The following is an 18707-nucleotide window of genomic DNA, read 5'->3' on the forward strand; positions in this document are numbered from 1 at the left end:
GACGTGCCACGACCCGCTGCATACGAATGGCCCGTTTGCCGGTAGGTCGTACCTCATGACGGAACAGACGAGCATCCCCGTACGGCGCGCCGATCATGTCGGCTTCGCGGTTGCCTTCCTCGACGAGGCCCTTCGGTTCTGGGTCGATGGGCTTGGCGCGCGGCTTGTGCGGACAGGCGAGATGGGGGGTGAGTTCCTTGGTCAGGTGACCGGGGCAAATGGGGCGAAGGTGCGCATGGCAATCGTTTCGCTGGCGGACCAGACGATCGAACTCCTGGAGTATCAGGGTCCGGACCGACCTGGCGTGCCAGCTAAGCCGTTCGACCCTGGCTTCGCTCATCTGGCATTTGTTGTCGATGACATCGACGCGCTCCTGGTGCGGATCGCTGCCTACGGCTGGAAGGCTCAAGGCATTCCGTAGTCGATCGCGAGATGCGCACGCGGTCGTTCCTGGTACGAACCAGGCACCTAGGTCGTCGCGCCATCGCGCGCGTCGAAAGGCGGCCCGGAATCGCTCGACGGTCATCCGGTCATACAGGAAGGCCGCCGTGGCTCCGGGTCTTCCCTCGACGGTATCACGCTGTGTTGCGCTAAACTGCCCTGTCTCTCCAATCACTTGTCGACCGTACGATACCCCGTTGGTTAAGCGGCAACGAGAAGGCGGACCAAAGGCAAGTTCTAGCAGGGGTGCCGGTTTCCGCTGGGAACGTAAGGCCATGCCCGCTTTGCGGAACATCGATAGGCGCTAGCGCCTTGGCATCGTGAGAGATTTCCAGAACCACGAGGGCCAGCACGTCAGGGGCGACCCCTTGATGCGGGACTAGGCAGCATCGCGCCGACGACGGCTCTTTCAGCGTCGGTCAGGCAGGTTGCGTAGGGGCGGCTTTCGCGCACAAGCGCGGTGCGAGCGGTAGGGGTCCACATCGGCGATCTAGGGTCAGCGTCAGACACTCTCCCAACGCCCGCGACACCTGCCGCTCACACATTATGAAACGGGGTCTAAGACGCTGCATGAACGTCGCCGACGGAGTCCCCGCCTTACTCTTGCGCATCCTCTGATAATAGCTTCACTAGTTTATTATTCTTGTCGAATAAAATCACTCGCCGAGAATGTAGTATTTCTAAAGATCTTTGAATTATGTCTGCTTTTCTAAGAGGTAAGTGAGTGTTCTGCTGAATATACCGCACCTTGAATATTTCGCTTCCCGTGGCATTTAGGTGCTTGCTGTAATTATTTTGCAGCCATAGCAGCAGCCAATTCGCGTCAGCCTCGCCGTCAGCGAGAGAGTTATTTTCTTGAAGTTTATACATCTGCAGCGCATAGTACGAAAAGAGTTCCATCGCACTTTTTAAATGTTCCGCATCAATTCTGAGGGCTTTGGGATCCGCGTATATCTGCAGAACACCAGCAATTCGACAGATATGCTCAGCAGAATTTTCCGAAAAAGCCGATATTTTGGAAAAATACTGGCTATCTCCTGAGTGCCCCTCAACTTGATCCAGGAAATTCAAAAGCGTTTTACGCTCTTCTCCATCCAATTTAAGCACCCGCGCCGATAGTTGGCTAGAATCAGATCCAGGCGGAAAATCTGCCTTCGTTAATAACGAGATACAGCGATTATTGAAATCCTCAAGACCATCAATTTTGCTTGGATCAACTTCTACACTATTTTTGTCGCCCACGATTGATTTTGGCCAAGAAACAAGCGCCTTAGATAGCAGCGATTGGGCACTCGATCTATCAATACGTAGTACATCTGACGCGGATTCGGGGCTCGCGTTGAGGCTTACCGTTACCCTTCGACCACGAAGAAGCTGTGCCGTTGAACCCTGCGATACGATAATATTCTCGCCAAACCATAGCCTATCAAGATATGAATTAGCAAGTAAATTTGCAGTCGACAGACGACGTTTGTTTTCACCAACAAATTGTGTTAAATCGTTGCTACTGTATACAATCGAGTTTGCCAGTTTTGAGAGCCCTTTTATTACAACGTCCAACTTTGATGCTGGCGCTCTATGTAAGGACTCTAATAAGTTTTGATTTATAACTTTTGACTTCAACGATTTATCTGATAGATTTTTGACTTGAGGGTCATGTATTAACATGTCTTGCAGGCCTTGTTCATAGGCTTCAATTTCTGCAAAGATTAGTTTTTCGACATATTTTTTTCGCGCAGAAGGCTCCGCTACTGTGATTAGACATAGGGAAAGAGGGCAATCAGACCCAAATGGTGTTTGTGAATTTGCAATACATTGAGTGACCAATGACAATACGCTAAGTAAACTTTGTGCAACAATTTCTACTGGCGTTTGGAATGCTATAGCTAAAGATCGTGCAAGATCGGCTGTCGCACCGAGCGCATCGACAGGATAATTTGTATCGAAGATCGGATTTACTACAGGATATTTTTCAGAGATTGCATCTGAATTTTCGATTCTGTTGTCACGCATTGTATACTCGCAGTTTTTTCGTGGATTACGGAACCCTCTATAGTAATTCTCAGTTTTTTTAACGTGAGTCGCCGGGAACGAAACGTTCCCCTCTCGTTCTGTATCAGCCTGTAAATTAGCAACGGTGCAACAGTGCTACGGTGCTACAGGCCCTCAACGCCTGTCAAGCAAATTCGCGTCTGCGGTCCGTTCAGAACGGACGATGATAGCTTCATCCACAGTTAAGCTGACCCGAGAGTTCTTCCATCACCAAAAGAAGCCGACTCAAATTCGGTAGCAGAGTTGCAAAGTAGCAGGCGCCCCATTCAACGGCACGGATTGCCACATCATGGACAAGGACGGCTCAGGTGTGGGATCGACCGACGGCCCAAGGATCCCGAGTCGGGGCCAATGGGAATCGCCTCGAAGCTGCACTCGACGAGCGACACAGATGGCTCTGAATTATGTGAGAAAACCGATGAGCGACGTAGGTGGGCCAACGGCACCACCCTGCGCAGGCCTTTGCATCCCGCTTTTCCCGCTCAGGCCTGTCGGGTCAGCCCGAGGCGCTGCTTGATGGCTGCCCGAGCCTGTGGGAGGCCGACGCCGCGATGTTCCACAAGTTCCTGGATGGACTGCCCGAGGATAGCTTCAAGGGTGATGGCCATCCCGTTGAAGTTTCCCAGCGCCTTCGCACGGGAACGAAAGGCGGCGCGGCGGGAAATGTCATTGAGGGCCGTCGCGATGGCGCGGTCGACCAGCTGAGGGTCAGGAACACCGCCCCTCTTCCTCCGCGCACGCTCCCTCCGCTTGCGCTCAGCCGCCTCCCTGCGCTCACGCGCCGTGCGCGCCGACCCGGTCTCGGGCGCGCGCACGGGCTCGGGGTCAAGGTGAACCTCCTCGGGCATCTGCTCGATCAGGCCGGCGAGAAGGTGAGAGGTCTCGGTGAACATGGTCGGGGACTCCTCCGAGGAGGATGCCACCAGCCCTGGCAATGCACACGTCAGATCGAAGCGGGCCCGAGCCAGCCGAAGCGCCATGGTCCCTTCGGCACCGCGGCTAGGTCAGCGACGCTAGCATCGAGCCGTGCGAGACCCGACGGCGTGACGGCCCTGCATGCCAGGCGAACTAGATGGTCGGCGCGCTCGCGCCCGTCGTCGGTCTCGTCCCGTAGGGCCACACCGGCGTCCATGAGGCAGCGCCGCAGCGCTCCACCGTGCTCGACGTCCCACTGCGCCAGGAGAGCGTTCTCTGTGCGCCAGTCGCGCAGCAGGGACCGGAGGAATGCACGCCCTGCCTCATGGCTGGGTGGCGGCTGACGGTTTTCGTTCTGGTCGCCGAGGTGCTCGACCGAGCCGCCTTCCTTGTAGATGCGGCGCCCATGCGGGGACACGGCTGGGGCGTCTCCGTACCAACCGGTGCGGATCGCGCCGAGGCGGGCGCGGCGCTCGTCGTATGCGGTGCCGTCCAGCATAGTCACGCTCCCACCCCTACGAGGTCAGGACATGACAACGCCCGCCGGGCCAGTTGGCGCGCAGCGGGCGCCGGTCTGAGAAGAGTGCTGCCCTTCGTCGTAACAGCCGCAGAATAGGTCACGACGGCGCCAGCGACAACACCGTCGACTGCGTCCAGCCTAATACCCCGTAACACTTCGTGCGTGGCCTGCGGGATGGTGTCGAGGGTGTTGGCGACATCGTCGACGACGAGGAGGGGTTGATCGATGGTGGTCTCGGATTCAGGCATGAATGCCGGCCTCTCCTTCCGCACGGAGCCGATGCCGGCGACGGCCCGGGCATCCCGCAGGGCTTTGTCCATCCACCTTGGCGAGGCGCCGTAGAGCTCGGCAGCCCTCTTCACGGTCATGCCCTCGGCGACCATCTCCAGGGCCTGCTCGCCGACCTGGCGACGGAGGTCCTGCTGGCTGCTGCGGGCCTTCACGCCCTTGGCGCGGCGGCTGGCCACGACGCGGGCGACCGCGTTCTCCGACCGACGCGCCTCGTCCACCAAGATGCGCAGGTCGGCCCGACGCATCTCCCGCGGGGTGATGGCGAGGGTCTCGATGAATCGGGCCGGGGACAGCTTGTAGCGCGGGTCGACCGGGCGCCCCTTGAAGGTCCTGCGCAGGCCGCGAGCCGCTTGCTTGGCCCTCTGGACGATGCTGCACGTCTTGCTCTTGGTCTCGGCGTGCTCGTAGCCGAGGCGGTCGGCGCACTCGATGACGTAGGCGTCGAGCTCCTCGGGGGTCATGTCCCAGGCCGCGGCATAGACGAGGGAGGTCAGCCAGGCGTTGCGGCCGGCGCCGAACTCGGACCGCGACTTCCCATCGATGACGCCCTTTTGGCCGTGCCGGAACGCGAGGAGTTTCTCCAGATCCGCGCGGATGGTGCACCAGTAAGACGTCCCGGTCAGGCGAGCGCCGTAGTGCCCATCCCGTGGCGTGCGGGCTGCGAGGCGGGCCGCGGTGCGCTTGGCCTTGGCGGCGTCCTCCTTGGCCTCCCGCTCCTTCGTGGTCAGCCGCTTGAACGGCAGGACGGTGCGGCAGAGCTCGTCGAAGGTGGTCCGCTCGATCTCGCGGACCATCGCGGGCCAGATGATGCTGACCGGGACGCCGGACTTCTCGTTGACGGTCCGCGGCATGCGGAATTGCTTAGTCATCGTCCTGGCCGACGGGTCCGAACCCATATGCCGGAACCCCTCGTGCAGGACCTGCTGGACGGCCTTGTGGCGGGCCATGACAGTCTGGGCGGGCTGGACCGGGTAGAGCCATACGACGAGCAGCCCCCTCCCGGAGTGTGTGGCGTAGGACGGCGAAGGCCAACCGCGTTCGGCACAAGTGTTCCGGACGGCCTCCAAGACGACGGCGGGCGGGAGGTGCTTCCAGTCATCGTGGTCGTGGAAGTCGAGGTCGACCCAGCATGCGCCGATGCTGATGCAGTTGGCCTCGACCTTCTCCGGCTTGGGCTCACCGGGCTTGTGGAAGGGGTAGGTGGCGAAGCCCATGAACTTGAACCGCCCGAGGTCCACGGCGCGGCTCGCGAGGGCGCCGGGGCTCCAGCGCCGGTCCTGCCAGCCGAACGACGGGGAGTCGTCCTTCTTCTTCGTCTTGGATGCCATGTGCGCCCCGAACAGGACGGCGCCCGGGGCACGCGGGTGCACGAGGCGGGCGTAGCCGAGCGGGCGTAGCTGGAAGCAAAACTGCGGAGAGGGAAGGCTCTCGACAGCGGAGGGCGCCCCGGACAGGGCCAGCACGTAGGCGGTTGTAGGTGTCACGACGGTCCCTGTACTGGGTCTGTCACGGGGCAGCACGTCCGTGGCGCGACCTAGGTCGATGACAACAATGAAACACGGGAGCTGGCTTAGGTCAAACTAGGTGAATCACGGGGTGTTGCTGCGCCAATACTTTGACACACCGTCAGGAGAGGACGCCGCGCAGGGGTTGAGACCAGCCTCAAAACGCCCGGAAACGGGGGCTGCAGCGCACCGGGGGCCTGGGGTTGTGTAGAGACCTATCCGGGCATCTCAGGGTGCCTGGCGAGCCTCCCTGCGGTTCGCGTCCGTCAAGGGCGAGGTAGAACCCGGACAAAGCAGGCTGAAAAATCTTCTTGCCCGTACCTTGGCTAAAGCCAAGCCCCCATACCCCGTATCACTTCGTGCGCGATCTCGCGGACCGGTTCGGACCGTGCGTGTCGCCCCGACGTACCAAGCCGGAGCCGACCAAGGGCTCTCCTCGGCGGCGGCGGGGGAGGCTGCGCTGATCAGCGCGAGGGCGACGACGAGGCTACGCATGGGGACACTCCGAGGGATGGGGGGACGGCCCAGCAAGAGCCGTCGGCGAGGAACACGACGAGGGCGGCCGCGCTGATCGGGCTGCCGTCGTCTAGGGTGAAGGCGGGCGGTCCGTAGGGGTGAAAGCGGACCCGATGCGCGCCTGGCGGGACCGCTCCGGATTCGACGAGGACGCCCCGGGCGTAGGCGACGACCTCGCGCTGGCGGCGGGCCCGGATGCGGGCGCACCCGGCGGTCGAGACGCGGAACTCAACGTCTCGGAGCGCCAGGGCGTCCCGGTGCCCGACGACGCGGCCGCTGTCGCGGAGCGACCAGGGCAGCCGCGCTCGCGTCAGGCAGCGGTAGACGTCAACCATCTCGGCCTCGCCGCTACAGCGAGATCCTGCCAGGGCAGTTCCGCAAGCGTTGGAGCGGGGCATGGCACAGGGCCGTCGCCTCAGCTTCGAGCGCAAGCCGGAGGGCATCCTCACGGGATACCTGCCCGGCATCCAGCAGAGCGAGGAGTTGCCCGATGCGCAGGTCGGCCGCGGAGGCCATGATCCCGCATGAGCGGCGCGTCGACCAAGCGAGCTTCACGCGCGCCAGGACGGCCTGAGGAGTGTCGTGCTGTTGCATGTCGCCCCCTCACATCCGGGTCGCCAGGGCCTCGCGGCCCGCCAGAACGGTTTCGACGAGGCGCCGCACGACACGGACGCTGCCTCCCTCGGTGAAGTGGGCCTCGACGAGCTCGGCCTCCTCGCCATCAAGATCGGGCAGCCAATGCTCGTCCTGGCCGCGCTCGGTGCGGATCTCCCGCATGACGCCGCGCAGCAGCGCGGGAAGGTCCTGGCGCCGGGGCGACGGCATCGTGAAAATCCTAAAGCGGTCGATCAAGGCGGGGTGCGACTTCTTCAGGCCGGTGACGTCGTTCGCCGTCGCGATGTAGGAGACGCCGGAAAGGTCGACCGGGGACTCGACGTAGGCGTCGAAGAAACGGGCCGCGTCGTCCGTCAGCAGCGGCAGGAGCCCATCTAGCAGACTGCCGTTGTGGGTCCCCGAGGCGGTCTTATCGAGCTCGTCGATCACGATGAGCCCCGACGCCGCGGACAGGCGCTTCAGGAGCTGCAACGGAATCGAGGCCCTCCCGGTAGACCACGCCCTCGACGTCGAGAGGAACGTCGAGTCGGCTACGCCAGACGCTGAGTAGACCTGGAAACCGAGCCCCAACACCTCGCCGATCCGCCTGGCAAGCCTGGTCTTCCCTGAGCCTGGGGAACCGACGAGCAGGACGGGGCGCACATGGACGTGGGGCCGCCCGGCGAGGTCGCGCAGGACCGCATCGACGATGCCCGCGGCATACGGGAACTCCGCGAGGAGCTCCGCCCGCGCCGCGGCGAGATCTCCCACGCGAGTGAGCGGCAAACGCCGGCCCGCGAATGTAGCGTACTCGCCCCGCGGGGTGGAGGGCACCGCCGCGCCGGGCTTGCTCTCGCTGTTCTTGGCGGTCCCGGGCAGGTGTTCGACCGACGCCAAAACCAACAGCGACGGCCCATCGTCGACGGGCGCCTTGCGCGCCTCGACGATGGCCTGAACGTGCGAGGGCAGGCTCCGCGCCGGAGCGACCGGCTTGATAGCTGCAGCCAGGACCTCGCGACCATGCTCGCGCCATTGCCCGACGACGTCGACCGTGTCCGTGCCGGCCGACAGCCGATGGCGCACGTCGCCCTGGAGGACGGTCGCCCCGAACGCGACCGCGTACAGTGCCACCGCGTCGTCATCGATGGGACGCGCCTCCCGGGCCGCGCGCCATGAGACGTCGACAAGTGCCTGCGTCGCGGTGTGCTCGCCGAGCATCGAGCAATAGAGCGTCAGGCGCCCGTGCAGATCGTCGAGGGGATCTGCGAAGCCGCAGGAGGCCTCGAAGTAAAGGTCCGTCGCCGGCCTCAAGGCCAGCAGCCGACCGAGCTCCGTCCACAGTGCGAAGAGCTGCGTATGGAATGTGCGCATCGCAGTGCGGCTGGGGCGGCCGCGCCGGTCGAGCATCCTAGCGGCGGCCTGCCACGCCCCCGTCAGGAGCTCAGCCATGGCCCACGAATCGCCGACCGAGCGGTAGAGGCCGAGGCGGTCGTCTACGACGAGCGAGGGCCACGAGTAGGCGAGATGGCAGTAGAGGTCGCGCTGCGGGCTGCCGCCGTGTAGCGGGGCGCCGGCGAGGAGTGCGCGCAGGGGTGCGGGGACCCCGAATGCGGGGGTGTGCTCGTCCATCTCGGGTATCCTTCACCACGCACCCGATCGGAAATCAGGCACAGAGAACTTCCGCATACCCCGACAATCCTGAAGGATACGTTAGCGCGTACCCGCCGGCAGCCGCTTCATGTCTCGGGCTCGCGCGACAAGCGCAAGGGCATCCTCCAGGCCCTGCCGGGCGAGCGCGCCAAGTTCAGCGCGGGCCTGCTCGGCATCGGCGTCGAGGACCTCCGCCGCGGCGAGCATCAGGTAGCCGAGGGCCCTTGGGGACGGGTGCCCGGCGGCGTAGGCGAGGATGCGGAGCAGCCAGTCAGGCACACCGTTCCGGGTGATGCGGTCGCCCACGACCGACCGGCGGTTAAGCCCCGAGACACGGGACAGGCTGCCGAGATAGTCGCTTCCCCACAGCGCCGTGGCGGCCTGCTCGACGGCCTGGGCGAGCGCCTCGCCAATCTCCTCCTGCGCGATGGGACGGCCGCCGGCGTAGGCATCCCGTCCAGCATAGGTGAGGATCTCGCGGTCGACTGTGCCGACGGCATCGGGGTGTTCGGGGACTGGGCACAAGACAACGCGCATGCCCCGGCATAGCGCGCTACCCCGAAACGAAGAAAGCCCCGCTTGCGGCGGGGCCTTGTCTGATTGCTCATCGCGCGAACCCCGATATTCTACGGGATCGATTTTCATAGATGTCAGTCTGCGTTCGACTCCTGTTTTACAAAGTCCGATTGGGGTTGGGAACGGACCCTGGCTCTTCGCCCTGAAGCAGACGTTCCGCCTCCGACCCAACCCAGTCGTTCAAGCGCCTTCGTGCGGCTCCCGTAAGCGGACGTGTAATCCACCTCTACTCTGTCAGGGATGCGCCCTTTGCAACTACACAGTCGGCTCTCGCGGTGTCTCAATTTCGACGTTCAAATTCTTCGTCGCGGGTGAGCGAGGGCCTGTCGCGCCTGCCTGTCATTGCGCCAGCGTACGCAGCTCCCCGCGGGCGAGTCCGACGAGGGTCCGGGCGAGCAGCCATCCGATCACCGCCGTCGCGAGCGCGAGCAGGCAGACGGCGAGGAGGTCGATCGCCGGGCCCGGCCGCGCCGTCGCGATCCGCAGGGCCGCGACGGATGCTGCGGCGAGGGGGAAGCTCACGCCCCACCACGACACGCGGAACGGGCAGCTCCAATCGAAGCGGGCGATATGGTCAAGGCATGAGAAAGCTCCGGGATGCCTGCGGTTGTTGAGATACCGCCGACATTCCGGAGCTCGGGCGCGCCAAACCCTCGAGCGAAGGCCGGCACGCTTTCAGAAAATTCGGGAGTCATCGGTCGGGCGATGGCCGGAGCCACCGTCCGATGACGGCTCCGTTCAGCGCGTGGCGACGGTCTTGGGCAGCTTGAAGGCCCAGAAGCTTCCACCCTGGTTGATGCCGGCGGTGGATTTCGCCACTTCGCCACCCCACAGCGGCACGGCCCCGCCCCAGCCGGCGGCGACGCCGACCCATTGCTCCCCGTCCTGCTCCCAGGTGATCGGCGACGCGACGACGCCGGTGCCGACCTGGAACTTCCAGACTTCCTCACCGGTCTTGGCGTCGAAGGCCTTCAGGAAGCCCTCCGGGGTTCCCGTGAAGACGAGGTTGCCCGCCGTGGTCAGCACGCCGGCCCAGAGCGGCGCCTTGTTCTTGTATTCCCACACCGTCTTGCCGGAGGCCGGGTCGATGGCTTTAAGCGAGCCGATATGATCCTCGAAGACCGGCTTGATCGTGAAGCCAGCGCCGAGATAGGCCGCGCCCTTCTTGTACGAGACCGGCTCGTTCCAGATGTCCATGCCCCACTCGTTCGATGGAACGTAGAACAGCTTGGTGTCGGGACTGTAGGCGACCGGCATCCAATTCTTGCCACCGAGGAAGCTTGGCACCGCGAAGACGGACTTGCCCTTCTTGCCGTCCTCGGACTTTGCCGGGTCGCCCGGGCGGAAGGCGTCGTCGTAGATCGGGCGGCCCTTCTCGTCGATGCCCTTCGCCCAGTTGATCTTGTTCACGAACGGGGTAGCCGAGATGAACTTCCCGTTGGTCCGGTCGAGGACGTAGAAGAAGCCGTTCCGGTCGGCGGTGCCGCCGGCCTTCACGGTCTTGCCGTCCTTCTGCATGTCGAACGGCACGAACTCGTTGACGCCGTCGAAGTCCCAGCCGTCATGCGGTGTGGTCTGGAAGCCCCACACGATCTCGCCGTTGTCCGGATTGATGGCGAGCCGCGAGGCGGTCCATTTGTTGTCGCCCGGGCGCAGCGCCGAGTTCCAGGGGCCGGGGTTGCCGGTGCCGAAATAGACGAGGTTGCTCTCGGGATCGTAGGTGCCGCCGAGCCAGGTCGCGCCGCCGCCGAACTTCCAGGTGTCGCCCGGCCAAGTCTCGTTGACCTGGCCGGTCATGGTCGAGGGCTTGCCGTTGAGTTCGCCCATGTGACCCTCGATGACGGGCCGCTTCCACACCACTTCGCCGGTCTCGGCATCGCGCGCCTCGACCCGGCCGATAACGCCGAACTCGCCGCCGGACACGCCCGTGATGATCTTGCCCTTCACGATGATCGGCGCGGCGGTGTAGCTGTAGCCAGCCTTGAAGTCGTCGATGTCCTTGCGCCAGACCACCTTGCCGGTCTTCTGGTCGAGCGCCACGAGCTTGGCGTCGAGGGTACCGAAATAGACTTTGTCCTTATAAAGAGCGGCACCGCGGTTCACCACATCGCAACAGGGCAGGATGCCCTCCGGCAGGCGGGCGTTGTATTCCCACAGCTTGTCGCCGGTGCGCGAGTCGATGGCGTACATGCGCGAATACGATCCAGTGACGTAGAGCACGCCGTCCTTGACCAGCGCTTGGCTCTCCTGGCCACGCTGCTTCTCGCCACCGAACGAGAAGGAATAGGCCGGCACCAGGCCCTTGATGTTGTCGCGATTGAGCGTCTTGAGAGGGCTGAAGCGCTGGGCTTGCGGCCCGAGACCGTAGGTAACGACGTCGCCAGTGGTCTTCGCGTCGTTGAGGATGTCCTGTTCGGTGACTTCGGCGAGTGCCGGCAAGGTCAGGTTGACGCAAAGGGCAGTGACGCCCACCGCCGTCAGGAACTGGTCGCGTATTCTCATGGCATTTCCTCCGCTCAAGGCCAGGCCCGGTTCTCCGTGACCCACTGGGTTTCGCCGTCCCGATGTGTTGGGAAGGCGCCCCTTGATGTCGAAGCTAGAGAAGTTCTCAGGGGATTCTTATTGGCCATTGGTCGAATAGCCGTCGGGTGCCGGGACTGAGGATGAGGTATTGGCTTTCGGTCCTCGACGATGCTCGGTCGGCTCAATAGCCTTGCGGCGCGGAGTAGGTGACGCCGTAGGCGTCGCAGATCGCCTTGAGGCGCCCCTCGGTCGCCAAGGCCGCCAGAGCATCGCCCACCGCGTAGGCGAGGTCGCGAGAATCGCTGCGGACCGCCCCGCCCAGGTCCCATCGAGTCCGGACGATGCCCGGCATGGGCACCTCGACCACGGGATTGTTCTCCCGCGAGGCGCCGGCGCCCGAGAGCGCTGCCTCGATGCCGGCGCGCGTGCCAGCAAGGATTGGCGCCTCGCCCGCGAGATACGCTTTCGCCGCCTCGTCGAAGCTGCGGTAGTGCTTCACGCCGGCGCGATACCGCCCGCCCTCGGCGTTCATCACGAGGCTGTCGGACGCGCTCATCCCCTCGACGGCGACGGCATGGCCTTCCAAGTCGCGCACACCCTCGAATCCCTCGATCCGGTCACGATGATAGGCGAAGGCGAGGCGCTGCTCGAAATACGGCGTCGTCAGGAAAATCTGCTCGTTGCGCGTGGCCAGCACCCGGTCGTGAGGCACATGCAGCATCAGGTCGGCCAGGGGTGTGCCTGCGAGGTCGCCGCGCCACAGATTGAGACGGAAATCGCCGTCGACGGTCTCGCCTGCATCCACCACACGCAGATCGAGGCGCAGCTTCAGGCGATCGGCGATGGCGCGGGCGAGGTCCACATCGATACCGCGGGGGGCGGCTTCGCCCTCCCCCGAGAACGGCACGTTGTCGCCGTAGACGGCGACCCTGAGAACGCCCGAGGCCGTCACCTCGTCGAGGGGCCGCGCGATTGCCGGCCGCCCAGTGGCCAGGCAGGTCGCGCTGAAGAGGGCGGCCAGGACGAGGTGGCGCGTCCGGGCGAACGGATCAGCGAGACGCCGCATCGCAGGATACCTTCTCATTCCTCGTGCTTCGATTCGATATAGGTGCGGATCGCCCACAGGGCCTCCTGTGAGAGCACGCCTTCGAAGGCCGGCATCTTCGTCATGCCATTGATGATCGCGCCGTGACGCACGCGCTCGACGAAGTATTCATCGCCTTCCTTGCCAACCGGAAGGTAGCGCAGATCGGGCGCCAGGCCGCCGGAGATGACCTGAAGACCGTGGCAGCGGGCGCAGTTCTGATTGAAGCCCGAATCGCCGATGGCGATCGCCTTGGCGTCGCCCCGATATGGATTCTCCTCCTTCCAGCCTTCGCCGAGGGGCGCGAGGCCTGCGGTGTCGACGGGTTGCGGCTGGACGTCGCCGTGACCGAACGCCATGGACGCAGACAGAGCGAGACCGAGGGCGAGGAGCCCTCCGCCCAGGATGACAGGCTTCATCGTCGTTCCTCCCGTTATTATTGGAAACGGGTAGCAAGCGCCCTGAGCCGAACCCATTGTGCTTTGGTACAGGTCAGCATCGAAATCCCGCACCCGCCCCGTTGCACTTTGGTCCAATACCGGCCGCGGCAGTGCCGCCGCTATCCTGACGCCAAAGAACGAACAGGGCGGGAGGGCCGATGCAGGGTCGGCGCTGGAAGCGGGATGGCGCGGGCCGTGGCCGCCCGCGTCCCCATCGTGCCGCGCGGATCGCAGCGGCGGTGGTATCCGGCCTGGTGCTAGCGGGCGCGATAGCGATGCCCGGCGGTACGCGCGCGTCGGCCGCCGGCGAGGCGCTGACGATCCACTACCTCGAACGGCGTATCGAGCGCCCCGCCCCCCTCAATAATGAAGATCCGATCCCCGACGATGAAGGTCTGAAGGGGGCGGAACTCGGTTTAAGGGACTCGAACGCCACCGGCCGCTTCGTCGGACTGGGTTTCACGCTCGAAACCCGGATCGTCGCGCCGGAGGAGGATCTCCGGCACGTGTTCAGGAGCCTCGGACACGGTCCGGTCCGGTTCGTCGTGCTGAACGCGCCGGCCGACGACGTCCTGGCGCTGACCGACCTGCCCGAGGCCCGAGGCACCGTCTTCCTGAATATCGGGGCGCCCGACACCCGCCTGCGGGATGCCGACTGCCGGGCTCGGCTGCTGCATGTCCTGCCCTCGCGGGCGATGCTTGCCGATGCCCTGGTTCAGTTCCTGGCCTTCAAGCGCTGGGCCCGCATCCTGCTGTTGTCCGGCCCGGCGCCGGCCGATGCCCTCTACGCCGAAGCGCTGCGGCGGAGCGCGAAGAAGTTCGGGTTGCGGATCGTCGCCGAGTCGCGCTTCGATCCGGAGGGCGGCGACACACGGGACACGGCGCTGCGTGAGTTCGTGATTCCCACCCGTGGTCCCGAGCACGACGTGGTCGCGGTGGCCGACGAGGCGGGGGCATTCGGCACGAACCTCCTCTACAACACGGCATCGCCCCGCCCCGTCGTCGGCACGCAAGGGCTCACCCCCGCTGCCTGGGGGCGACCGGTGGAGGCCTGGGCGGCGGTCCAACTCCAGGGGCGCTTCCGCCGGCTCGCCGGGCGGGCGATGCGCCCGGTGGACTATGCCGGTTGGATGGCCGTGCATGCGCTCGGCGAAGCGGCGGTGCAGGTGCGCAGCACCGATCCCGACAGGGTCGCGGCGTTGGTCCTCGCACCCACATTCGAGGTCGGCGGCTTCAAGGGGCGGCCCCTGAGCTTCCGTGCCTGGAATGGGCAGCTGCGCCAGCCGGTGTTCCTGATCGGCCCCGGTGCGGTCACGGCCGTTGCGCCGATCGAGGGGTTTCTGCACCACCGCACCGAACTCGATACCCTCGGCCTCGACGAGCCCGAGAGCGTGTGCCGGACCTTCCGGAAGGCAGGCTGATGCGACCGCACATATCGGCTCCGCACCGCCCGCACAGACATCCGAAGGCGAATGCCATGGCTCGCACTGCGTGTCTCGCCAGCCTTCTCTGCCTTGCCGGCGCGCTCCTGGCGTTGCCTGTTCTGGGCCAGGAGGTCTTTGTCTCGAACGAGCGCGACAATACCGTTTCGGTGATCGACGGCGGCTCCCTGGAGGTGGTCCGCACCTTCCCCGTAGGCCGGCGCCCGCGCGGTCTGACCTTCTCCCGCGACGGGCGCACCCTCTACATCTGCGCCAGCGATTCGGATGCTGTGCAGGTCATCGACCCCGACACGGGCGCGGTGCGGCACAACCTTCCCTCGGGCGAGGACCCCGAGCAGTTCGCCCTCGCGCCGGACGACCGCACGCTGTTCATCGCCAATGAGGAGAACGCCACCACCACTGTGGTCGATGCGCAGGCGCGCAAGGTCCTCGCCCAGATCGATGTCGGCATCGAGCCGGAGGGCATGGCGGTGAGCCCTGACGGAAAGCTCGCGGTCACCACCTCGGAGACGACCAACATGGTGCATTGGATCGATGTCGCGACGCTTTCGGCGTTCGATGCGACGCCGGTGGGCCAGCGCCCGCGCGCCGCCGCCTTCTCGGCGGACGGGCGGACGCTGTGGGTTTCCTCGGAGATCGGCGGCACGGTGGCGGTAATCGACGTGGCCACCCGCCGGGTCGTCGAGACGGTGGGGTTCGGCGTGAAGGGCATCGCCGAGGACCGCCTTCAGCCCGTGGGCATCACCCTGACGCGGGACGGACGTTTCGCCTTCGTGGCGCTCGGCCCCTCCGACCGGGTCGCGGTGATCGATGCGAAGACCTACCGGGTCGTGAACTACATCCTGGTCGGACGCCGGGTCTGGCAACTCGCGATGACGCCGGACGAGTCACGCATGTTCACCACGAACGGGGTGTCGGGGGACGTGACGGTGATCGACCTGGCGACGCAGCGCCCGATCCGCAGCGTCAAGGTCGGCCGGTTCCCCTGGGGCGTGGCGGTCCGGCCGGCACCGGCCGGCCCATCAGGCACCACGCCATGACCGCGGCGCAGGTTCGCCCACGGATCACGCCGGTCTTTGCCGGATCATGGACGCGCCATCTCGTCCTAGTTCTCCTCGCGGCCCTGTGGGGAGGCCATCCCGCCATGGCGGGCACGCTCGATCGGGGGGGCATTGAGCGGTACTTTCCGGCTCCGCTCGTGGTGGGCGAGCGCGACGGGGCTTTGCCGGTCTGGCCCATCCTGAAACAGGAGGCCGGCCGCTACGAGATCTTCGCCTACGCTTTCGAATCCATCGACCTCGCGCCGATCCCAGGCTTCGGGGGGACGCCCCCCGATCTCCTCGTGGCGCTCGCCCCCGATGGCACCTTCCGCGATGTGAAGGTCGTATCCCACCACGAGCCCGTCTTCCTGGAGGGCCTGGGCTCGGAACCGCTCTTCGCCTTCGTCGACCAATATGTGGGCTTGTCGGCTCGCAGGTCGATCCGGGTCGGTAGGCCGAACGCGCGGGGGGGCGGGGCCTCGGCAGAGACCACCGTGGACGGGATCTCCATGGCCACCGCCTCGACGCGCGTGATCAACGAATCGATCCTCGGTGCGTCCTTGGCCGTCGCGCGCGCCAAGCTGGGCTTCGGCGCTGCGAACGTCGGCCTGAAGGTCGAAGCCCGGCCGGATGCCGACGAATCCCTGAGCGTGGCCGACCTCGTCGCACGGGGCTGGGTACGCCACCTCGCCGTGACCCGCGGACAGGCCGAGGACGCCTTCCGGGATGCGGGCCTGGAACCCATCGACAGCGGCCCGGCCGACCGACCGCTCACCGATCTCACCTTCGCCTATCTCAACGTGCCGGCGATCGGCCGTAGCCTCCTCGGTTCGGACCGCTTCACCGCGCTCATGCGCGAACTCGGCCCCGGCGACCATGCGGTGATGGTGGTGAGCTACGGCTCCGAGAATCCCCTCGGTGAGGATTTCGTGCTGGGTTCGATCCCCGAACGCCTCGCCGTAATGCAGGGCGGTCTGGCGGTGAACGCGCGGGACATGGCGATCGAGCGGCGCGGGGCCGCCCCTGGTCTGCCCGACGGGCCCTGGACGATTCTGCGGATCACCGAGGCCGCAGGCTTCGATCCCTCCGCGCCCTGGACCCTGAAGGCCAAGCTCATCCGAGAACGCGGGCAGATCCTGTCCGAGAAGATCGTCCGTGAGTTCTCCGCCGATTACACCCTCCCCGCCACGTTGTTCACCCGCGAGGCAGCGGAAGCGGGTCCGAGCTGGCTCGATCCGTGGCGAGCGCGCGGACCCGAACTCGGCGTCATCGCCCTGGCGCTGGCCGGGCTCGTGCCGGTGCTCGCGTTCCGGCGCATGCTCGTGGTCGACCGCCGCCGCTTCGCGATCTTCCGCCTCGGCTTCCTTGCCTTCACCCTCGGTTTCGTCGGCTGGTACGCCCAGGCGCAGCTCTCCGTCGTCACGCTGGTCGGCCTGGTGCGCGCCGCCACCGTGACCCACGATCTAGCCTTCCTCCTCTACGACCCACCCTCGCTGCTGCTCTGGGCCTTCGTCGTCCCGACCCTCGTGGTCTGGGGGCGGGGCACGTTCTGCGGCTGGCTCTGCCCCTTCGGCGCACTGCAGGAATTCACCGCCTGGCTCGCCAAGCCCCTGCGCATCCGGCCGATCGCGGTACCGCCCCGGCTCGATCTCTGGTTGCGACAGGCGAAGTACGGGCTCCTCGCCGGCATCCTCGTCGCCGCCGCCACCGGCTCGCCCCTCGCGGATACGTTTGCCGAGGCGGAGCCGTTCAAGACTGCCATCACCCTTTACTTCGTGCGGGCCTGGCCATTCGTGGCCTACGCGGTCGGCCTGCTGGTGCTCAACCTCTTCGTCTACAAGGGTTTCTGCCGCTACCTCTGTCCGCTCGGCGCCGGGCTCGCGATCCTCGGGCGCCTGCGTGTCCTCGACTGGATTCCGCGTCGGGCGGAATGCGGCAGCCCGTGCCAGCTCTGCAAGGTGCGCTGCCGCTACGGAGCCATCGCGCCGTCCGGCCGGATCGACTACCCTGAGTGCTTTCAATGCATGGATTGCGTGACGATCATCCAGGACCCGCAGCAATGCGTGCCGCAGGTGGTGGCCGCCAAGCGCGGGCGGCGGATCGCCCCCCAGCAGGCACCAGCGGAATGACGGCCATCCTGCGCCCGGCCCGGCGCCGCCTCCTCGTCGGGGGCGCCGGCCTCGCCACGGCCGCGCTCGGCGGCGTGGCCGCGTTCCGCGCGATGGCCGGCGCGCAGGGTCTCACGACGCGAACCCGCACGGGCCTCGCCTTCGGCACCGCCGTCGCCCTCACCGTGGCCGGGCCCGAACCGTCCACCCTCGACGCGGCCCTCTCCGACGGGTTCGCGGAGATCCGCAGCGTCGAGGACGCCGCGAGCCTGTTCCGGGCAACCAGCGCCCTGAATCGCCTCAATCGCTCCGGCCACCTCGAGGCGCCGCCCGCACACCTGACCACGCTCCTGCGCTTCGCCCTCGACCTTGCGGCGGGGACCGGCGGCGCCTTCGATCCGACCGTGCAGCCATTCTGGCCGCTCTGGGCGCAGGCCGCCGCGCGGGGTGAACGTCCGGACCCGGCCTCCCTTAGCCGGGCGGCCGCCCGGATCGGCTGGCGCAAGGTCTCCCTCACGCCCGAGCGCATCCTTCTGGAGCCCGGCACCGCAGTGACGCTGAATGCCCTGGTCCAGGGCTACGCTGCCGACCGGGTTATGGCATCCCTGCATGCGCGTGGGATCACGGATGCCTTCGTGGATACCGGCGAGTTCGGCGCCTCAGGAACGCACCCGGACGGTACGCCCTGGCGCCTCGGCATCGCCGATCCGCGGGCGCCGGATACCCTCGCCGCCGTAATCGAACCGTTCACGGGCTTCGCCGCAACCTCGGGAGACTACAGCATGAGCTTCTCGCCGGACCGCGTCGACCACCACATCTTCGACCCCGCGACCGGGCGTTCTCCTGCAGGCCTGGCTTCGGTGACCGTCACCGCCCCGACTGGGCTTCTGGCCGACGGCCTGTCCACCAGCTGCATGGTCCTCGGTACAGCACGCGGTCGCGACCTCGTTGCGCGGCATCCGGGCTGCACGGTGCGCTTCATCGACAAGACCTGAATCGACAGCAACCGA

At 65.7% G+C, this 18707-nt stretch carries 17 protein-coding genes and 1 pseudogene; 6 read left to right on the forward strand and 12 right to left on the reverse strand.

Going from position 1 to position 18707, the window contains the following annotated elements:
- Nucleotides 1-55: 55 nt before the first annotated feature.
- Complete coding sequence (locus ASG51_RS08240) at nt 56-421, forward strand: VOC family protein (protein ID WP_244480093.1); 366 nt, start codon at nt 56-58, stop codon at nt 419-421.
- Between the two features lie 6 nt (nt 422-427).
- Here ASG51_RS08240 and ASG51_RS24970 read toward each other — a convergent pair.
- The 6 genes and pseudogenes from ASG51_RS24970 to ASG51_RS08260 form a co-directional block, all read right to left on the reverse strand.
- Nucleotides 428-616 (reverse strand): annotated as a pseudogene (locus ASG51_RS24970) (hypothetical protein); the annotation flags it as partial.
- 422 nt (nt 617-1038) lie between these two features.
- Nucleotides 1039-2454, reverse strand: coding sequence for a DUF3987 domain-containing protein (locus ASG51_RS23260; protein ID WP_156389626.1), 1416 nt, complete (start codon nt 2452-2454; stop codon nt 1039-1041).
- 521 nt (nt 2455-2975) lie between these two features.
- Nucleotides 2976-3386, reverse strand: coding sequence for a hypothetical protein (locus ASG51_RS08245; RefSeq protein ID WP_156389627.1), 411 nt, complete (start codon nt 3384-3386; stop codon nt 2976-2978).
- A gap of 50 nt (nt 3387-3436) precedes the next feature.
- Nucleotides 3437-3907 carry a hypothetical protein gene (locus ASG51_RS08250; protein ID WP_056380174.1) on the reverse strand — a complete coding sequence of 157 codons (471 nt, stop codon included), beginning with the start codon at nt 3905-3907 and terminating at the stop codon, nt 3437-3439.
- A 2-nt stretch (nt 3908-3909) separates the two neighbouring features.
- Nucleotides 3910-5703 carry a hypothetical protein gene (locus ASG51_RS08255; RefSeq protein WP_156389628.1) on the reverse strand — a complete coding sequence of 598 codons (1794 nt, stop codon included), beginning with the start codon at nt 5701-5703 and terminating at the stop codon, nt 3910-3912.
- Nucleotides 5704-6188: 485 nt separating this feature from the next.
- The gene (locus tag ASG51_RS08260; protein ID WP_056380178.1) at nt 6189-6575 is read right to left on the reverse strand and encodes a hypothetical protein; all 387 of its coding nucleotides are present in this window, start codon (nt 6573-6575) and stop codon (nt 6189-6191) included.
- Nucleotides 6576-6636: 61 nt separating this feature from the next.
- Here ASG51_RS08260 and ASG51_RS25340 point away from each other — a divergent pair, with 61 nt between their 5' ends.
- Nucleotides 6637-6768, forward strand: a complete 132-nt coding sequence (locus tag ASG51_RS25340; protein ID WP_277996202.1) for a hypothetical protein — start codon at nt 6637-6639, stop codon at nt 6766-6768.
- A 75-nt stretch (nt 6769-6843) separates the two neighbouring features.
- Here ASG51_RS25340 and ASG51_RS08270 read toward each other — a convergent pair whose 3' ends face one another.
- From ASG51_RS08270 to pedF, 6 genes are all read right to left on the reverse strand, one after another.
- Nucleotides 6844-8463, reverse strand: coding sequence for an AAA family ATPase (locus ASG51_RS08270; protein ID WP_056380182.1), 1620 nt, complete (start codon nt 8461-8463; stop codon nt 6844-6846).
- 81 nt (nt 8464-8544) lie between these two features.
- On the reverse strand, nt 8545-9021 hold the full coding sequence (locus tag ASG51_RS08275; protein ID WP_056380184.1) for a hypothetical protein: 477 nt from the start codon (nt 9019-9021) through the stop codon (nt 8545-8547).
- Nucleotides 9022-9399: 378 nt separating this feature from the next.
- On the reverse strand, nt 9400-9630 hold the full coding sequence (locus ASG51_RS08280; RefSeq protein WP_082513924.1) for a hypothetical protein: 231 nt from the start codon (nt 9628-9630) through the stop codon (nt 9400-9402).
- 168 nt (nt 9631-9798) lie between these two features.
- Nucleotides 9799-11562 carry a PQQ-dependent methanol/ethanol family dehydrogenase gene (locus ASG51_RS08285; RefSeq protein ID WP_056380188.1) on the reverse strand — a complete coding sequence of 588 codons (1764 nt, stop codon included), beginning with the start codon at nt 11560-11562 and terminating at the stop codon, nt 9799-9801.
- Between the two features lie 202 nt (nt 11563-11764).
- Nucleotides 11765-12649, reverse strand: a complete 885-nt coding sequence (locus tag ASG51_RS08290; RefSeq protein ID WP_056275071.1) for a transporter substrate-binding domain-containing protein — start codon at nt 12647-12649, stop codon at nt 11765-11767.
- A gap of 14 nt (nt 12650-12663) precedes the next feature.
- Complete coding sequence (gene pedF, locus ASG51_RS08295) at nt 12664-13086, reverse strand: cytochrome c-550 PedF (protein WP_056380190.1); 423 nt, start codon at nt 13084-13086, stop codon at nt 12664-12666.
- Between the two features lie 296 nt (nt 13087-13382).
- On the opposite strand from pedF, the gene ASG51_RS08300 reads away from it, so the two are divergent.
- The 4 genes from ASG51_RS08300 to ASG51_RS08315 all read left to right on the forward strand — a co-directional run bounded on the left by ASG51_RS08300 (nt 13383) and on the right by ASG51_RS08315 (nt 18692).
- Nucleotides 13383-14528, forward strand: a complete 1146-nt coding sequence (locus ASG51_RS08300; protein WP_244480094.1) for an ABC transporter substrate-binding protein — start codon at nt 13383-13385, stop codon at nt 14526-14528.
- A gap of 56 nt (nt 14529-14584) precedes the next feature.
- Entirely contained in the window at nt 14585-15589 is a 1005-nt protein-coding gene (locus tag ASG51_RS08305; RefSeq protein WP_056380193.1) for a YVTN family beta-propeller repeat protein, read from the forward strand.
- Between the two features lie 104 nt (nt 15590-15693).
- Entirely contained in the window at nt 15694-17718 is a 2025-nt protein-coding gene (locus tag ASG51_RS08310) for a 4Fe-4S binding protein (protein ID WP_156389630.1), read from the forward strand.
- Nucleotides 17715-18692 carry an FAD:protein FMN transferase gene (locus ASG51_RS08315; protein WP_056380195.1) on the forward strand — a complete coding sequence of 326 codons (978 nt, stop codon included), beginning with the start codon at nt 17715-17717 and terminating at the stop codon, nt 18690-18692. The genes ASG51_RS08310 and ASG51_RS08315 overlap by 4 nt, the downstream gene beginning before the upstream one ends.
- Nucleotides 18693-18707: the final 15 nt, after the last annotated feature.

It is taken from the genome of Methylobacterium sp. Leaf465 (assembly GCF_001424705.1).
Taxonomy (GTDB): Bacteria; Pseudomonadota; Alphaproteobacteria; order Rhizobiales; family Beijerinckiaceae; genus Methylobacterium.

Coding starts and splice junctions, on each gene's coding strand:
- ASG51_RS08310 (WP_156389630.1), top strand. CDS start 15,694: ATGGCGGGCACGCTCGATCGGGGGGGCATTGAGCGGTACTTTCCGGCT.
- ASG51_RS23260 (WP_156389626.1), bottom strand. CDS start 2,454: ATGCGTGACAACAGAATCGAAAATTCAGATGCAATCTCTGAAAAATAT.
- ASG51_RS08250 (WP_056380174.1), bottom strand. CDS start 3,907: ATGCTGGACGGCACCGCATACGACGAGCGCCGCGCCCGCCTCGGCGCG.
- ASG51_RS08315 (WP_056380195.1), top strand. CDS start 17,715: ATGACGGCCATCCTGCGCCCGGCCCGGCGCCGCCTCCTCGTCGGGGGC.
- ASG51_RS08285 (WP_056380188.1), bottom strand. CDS start 11,562: ATGAGAATACGCGACCAGTTCCTGACGGCGGTGGGCGTCACTGCCCTT.
- ASG51_RS08260 (WP_056380178.1), bottom strand. CDS start 6,575: ATGGTTGACGTCTACCGCTGCCTGACGCGAGCGCGGCTGCCCTGGTCG.
- ASG51_RS08300 (WP_244480094.1), top strand. CDS start 13,383: ATGCCCGGCGGTACGCGCGCGTCGGCCGCCGGCGAGGCGCTGACGATC.
- ASG51_RS08240 (WP_244480093.1), top strand. CDS start 56: ATGACGGAACAGACGAGCATCCCCGTACGGCGCGCCGATCATGTCGGC.
- ASG51_RS08245 (WP_156389627.1), bottom strand. CDS start 3,386: ATGTTCACCGAGACCTCTCACCTTCTCGCCGGCCTGATCGAGCAGATG.
- pedF (WP_056380190.1), bottom strand. CDS start 13,086: ATGAAGCCTGTCATCCTGGGCGGAGGGCTCCTCGCCCTCGGTCTCGCT.
- ASG51_RS08290 (WP_056275071.1), bottom strand. CDS start 12,649: ATGCGGCGTCTCGCTGATCCGTTCGCCCGGACGCGCCACCTCGTCCTG.
- ASG51_RS08275 (WP_056380184.1), bottom strand. CDS start 9,021: ATGCGCGTTGTCTTGTGCCCAGTCCCCGAACACCCCGATGCCGTCGGC.
- ASG51_RS08305 (WP_056380193.1), top strand. CDS start 14,585: ATGGCTCGCACTGCGTGTCTCGCCAGCCTTCTCTGCCTTGCCGGCGCG.
- ASG51_RS08270 (WP_056380182.1), bottom strand. CDS start 8,463: ATGGACGAGCACACCCCCGCATTCGGGGTCCCCGCACCCCTGCGCGCA.
- ASG51_RS25340 (WP_277996202.1), top strand. CDS start 6,637: ATGGCACAGGGCCGTCGCCTCAGCTTCGAGCGCAAGCCGGAGGGCATC.